The sequence below is a fragment of the Bradyrhizobium sp. UFLA05-153 genome (assembly GCF_054185185.1).
The window spans coordinates 1-4,147 of sequence record NZ_JBBIAM010000262.1 but is presented as its reverse complement, the minus strand read 5'-3'; the positions used below and the strand labels follow the sequence as shown (position 1 = coordinate 4,147).

Sequence of the window (4,147 nt, the reverse complement as noted above, 5' to 3'; positions counted from 1 at the left end):
GGGGTCGGGGTGGATGGCTAGTCCTTACCCCATGGGGGACTTTCACCTCCTATTCTTTGCCAGCTTTCCTGGCGCACACCGCTATGGGTCATTTTCGACCGAGTCTGCGGGCTGCGCCGACGAGTTGATGTCCGCTTCGCTCCAAAAGCAACAGAATTGCTGCGAGCAGCGAAATGACGCGAAGGGCCCAGAAGCAGACCTTCCGTGCCTGGTGAGCCGCTGCCACCCCATTTTCTTTGCGGACAACCGTGGTGCCGGTGCAGAGCCCATGCTGCTGACTGACACTTCGTCGCCGCTTAGCGCATCTTGGCGATTGACACTCCCTCCTGTCGTATAGCGCCGGATTCCATTGGATCGGCATGAGGTGGGCGCTCGGCAGAGCCTTGCTCGACGACACTGAAGCCATGCGCCTCCCACTCTCCTAACGATTTGGCAACTCGCCGAACGAGTGGCTGCATCTGGAGTTCAGCACAAAGCTGCCGGGCTTCACGGGCGTAGTTAATCGCCTCGTCAATCCGCTCTCCCGCTCGCGCTAGTTCAGCGAGGAGCAGGAGAGCGTATGCCTCATGCCCCCGCTCACCGTGCGCGCGTGCGAGTGCGTGGGCCTCATTGGCCAGCGTGGCCGCGGCCGGAAGTCGCTCGGCAGCAAGATAAGCTTCCGCGAGGTGAATCGAGCGAAGCACATGGCCGCTACCCCGCGGCGAGGCGCTGTGGGCGACGACTTTCTCAAGCAGCGATATGGCTTCTGTAACCCGACCCAAGCCCAGCCAAGCACGCCCGAGCGGCGACCCGAGTGCTCCCCACCAGCCCCGAAGGCTGGGCTTATGGCTGAAAGAGAGGGCTGGTTCTAGCCAAGCGGCTGCATCGGCGAACCGTTCCTCGCGCAGATGCACGAGACCGCGCCCGAGGTGCGCTAATAGGATCGGTAGCGGTTGGCCAGAGTCTCGCGACGCGGAAAACGCGGCTGAGGCGTGCGCGTGCGCCTCGTCAAACCGCCCCAGCTCAGCGGAGCACCACGCCAGCCACATCCGGGCTAGACAAGAGGTGGTTACTCCTGCCGGACCGTCAGGCGGGCCTTCAACGAGGCGTTCTCCAAAATCGATTGCGGCGCTATAGCCGCCGCCGCTCGCGTTCGCTTGAACCAGATGGAAAAGGATGTCCCGCCGTGTGCTGTTATCCTTTAGCTCATCCGCGATTGCGAGAGCACGGATCCCTGCTTGAATTGCCTTCTGGTGACGGCCTGCTCCGAGATGATGGGTAGTCTCGTGCATTAGCACTAAGCCGAGCCGTGCCTTGTCTCCCAAGGCCTCGGCTTCCTCATGTGCCTTCGCTAACACGCTGCCAATTTCAGCGAATCCGCCCGTAGGAAAGAGAGCGTGACGTAGTTCTATTTGGAGGTCGATTTTTTTGCGCTGCCGCTCCGGGCACTCAGCAGTGTTCGCCAATGCGGCGAGCGCATTCCGAAATAGTGATGCCGCCTCCTTGTAGGCCGACTGCGTAGCCGCTCGACATCCGGCCAAACGACAAAACTGCGCGGCGTCATCCCACAGTGCTGCTTCAAACGAGTGATGGGCTAAACTACCGGCCCACAAGGCACAGCCGTCGCCCTTGCTCTTTCGCAGGCTGAGGAAGGCACTTCGATGTAGGTCGCGCCGTCGCTCCTTCAGAAGGCTGCGATAAGCGACTTCTCGGACGAGAGGTTGGTCGAATCCGAAGGAAATCTCTGGAAAGACACGTCTTTCCTGGATGAAGCCGCGAATCTGAAGCACTCCAAGCGATGTCCGAACCTCTTCCTGTGCCCGTCCTACGGTCTCAGAAAGATGCGCAAGCTCAAACTCATGACCAAGTACGGATGCAGCTTGCAGAAGCACCTTTTCAGGACCAGCGAGCGCGTCAAGGCGGGCCGCAATGATTGCTTGTACCGTTGGAGGAAGTGTGTCGGGCGACAGCTCACCCGTTTCCAGTAGCGCCCGGGCGATTTCGCTCAGGTAGAGAGGATTACCTGCCGCTCGTGCGATCAGCTCGTTGAGTGCGCCGCCGACAGGAGCACGTTCACCCATCAGGTGGCTTAGGAGTTGCTCGCTATCTTCCGGTTCGAGCGGCTGAAGTCGGATGTGGGTTGCTGATCCGAAAAACGCCCGACCCGCAGCTTCGATGCGAGAGGAGATGACAAGCAGAATCGATGCACCGGCAAGGAGATCAGCAACGGAGCGAAGCACGCTCTCGGACTCGCTGTCGATCCATTGAAAATCGTCAGCGACAATAAGAATCGGACGCGCTCGGCTCTCGGCGACGAGCCAGCCTCCACAGGCGTCTATCATCCTCTGGCGTCGCTCGACAGGCTTCAGAGCACGCCATGAAGGCTCTCGAATCTCAGCTCCCATGAGTTCAAAGAGTGCTGGAGCTGCGGCCGAAAGGATTGGGTCGCACGTGGAGATCTGCTCCAGGATGCGCTCGGCGGCGTCGGCATCCGTCACCCTCCCAAAGAAGGAGCGAAGCATGTGCCGGATCGCGAGCCACGGCTCGTCCGCCTCATGGGGAGCTGGCCGGGCAATCAAACAGAGCCAACCTTCAGCTCGCAGCTTTCGCTTCAACTCGAGACATAATCGGCTCTTGCCAATCCCGGCTGCACCCATGAGAGAGACGGTCTGACCTTTACCGTTGCTCACCCGCCGCGCTGCGTCCCCGAGAACTTCCATTTCGCGGACGCGATTCACTAGCGGGGAAGGCGCAGAGGGTTCGGCGCGAAACTCAGGTTGCACGCTGTCTAGCAAATCGAAAACAGGAACAGCTTCGCTGAACCCGGAAACTGGTATAGGGCCGAGCGGATCAAGCTGCATACTGTTCCCGACCAAATCCGCTGTGTTGGATGTTATTCTGATGCGATCTGGCGGGGCGGTCTGCTCCATTCGAGCAGCTAGGTGGACGGTTGCTCCAACCGCATCGTAATCCATGTGGAGATCTGTCCCGATCCCCAACACGACCACCTCGCCAGAGTTCAAGCCAATTCGGACCTGCACCTCGATTCCGCGGGCTCTGCGCAGCTCCGCTGCCTTGTCCCGAACCGCTTGCCGCATCGCCAGCGCCGCGTATGAACCTCGGACGGCGTGGTCCTCTAGAGCGAGTGGCGCACCAAAGAGCGCCATTAAGCCATCGCCCATGATCTTGCTCACCACGCCGTCAAACCGGTGAACAGCCTCGATCATGCTGCGCAGCACAGTTTGCAAGATCAGGCTCGCTTCCTCGGGATCTTCATGCTGGATCAGACTGGTTGAGCCCTTGATGTCGGCGAACAAAACCGTCACCGCCTTCCGCTCCCCCTGCATCGCATCGCGATCACGAAGAACTCGCTCAGCTATGTGTTTTGGCGTAACGATTGAAGGCCGATCAGAGGAGGCAATTCGGTGCGCGCTCACACTCGTCTTTTCTGTCCATGCATCGAACGAAGTGCCGCAGGCCATGCAGAACTTGGCTTGGCTGGGTGCTTCAGCACCGCAGGCAGCGCAAGTTCGCGGCAGACCTGCCCCGCATTCCATACAAAATCGGGCGCAGGAAGGGTTCTTCGCTCCGCAGGAGGCACAAACTTGCTCCGCTACTGGCGCGACCACGGACGTATCAGTTTCTCGACACCCCGTCAGGGTGTCAGGTCGAGAGCTTCGATGACACGAACGTATGGTATTTTTGCCTCGTCGTTCACCTCACGCACGAGGTCCGGATCCGAAGCCTCAAAAAGGCACATTGAACGTTCTTCGCCCGGCACAAAGGTCGAACGAATATACCGAACCGGCTTTCCACGCGTCGAGAAATCGGTCGATGTGTCGATCGCACGCCGTTGAGCGGCTGCAAGCTGCTCCATGGTGATGCCCTTCAAGTCACGTTCTACCATGTATACGGTCATGTCCACCTCCCGGCAGATCACCGCACGGTGCGGTTAACGTATTTTAGCACCACGGCACGGCGTCGGCGAGAGGCTACGAGCGGCACAGTTGGTGCCTTCTGACATCCCACTGGTTTTGTCAGCCAATGCCAGATCGCTGCTCGGGCGAGCCGCCTCTAAGTCCGCATTGGGTCTTGGTTGTGTGCAAACGGATAGGTCGGCACGCGGCCGTGGTCGCCAATCATTGCAGGCGGCTGATGTTCTGGCGTC

2 protein-coding genes and 1 pseudogene are annotated in these 4,147 nt (G+C 59.8%); all 3 read right to left on the bottom strand.

The genetic code is table 11. The annotated features are described in order from the left end of the window. Nucleotides 1-296 precede the first annotated feature (296 nt). Nucleotides 297-3,305 carry an ATP-binding protein gene (locus Q2941_RS50975; protein WP_458197445.1) on the bottom strand — a complete coding sequence of 1,003 codons (3,009 nt, stop codon included), beginning with the start codon at nt 3,303-3,305 and terminating at the stop codon, nt 297-299. 156 nt (nt 3,306-3,461) lie between these two features. Next, nucleotides 3,462-3,608 (bottom strand): annotated as a pseudogene (locus tag Q2941_RS50970) (double zinc ribbon domain-containing protein); the annotation flags it as partial. A gap of 26 nt (nt 3,609-3,634) precedes the next feature. Further along, on the bottom strand, nt 3,635-3,898 hold the full coding sequence (locus tag Q2941_RS50965) for a DUF4242 domain-containing protein (RefSeq protein ID WP_458197444.1): 264 nt from the start codon (nt 3,896-3,898) through the stop codon (nt 3,635-3,637). Between the last annotated feature and the right edge of the window lie 249 nt (nt 3,899-4,147).

Coding starts and splice junctions, on each gene's coding strand:
- Q2941_RS50965 (WP_458197444.1), bottom strand. CDS start 3,898: ATGACCGTATACATGGTAGAACGTGACTTGAAGGGCATCACCATGGAG.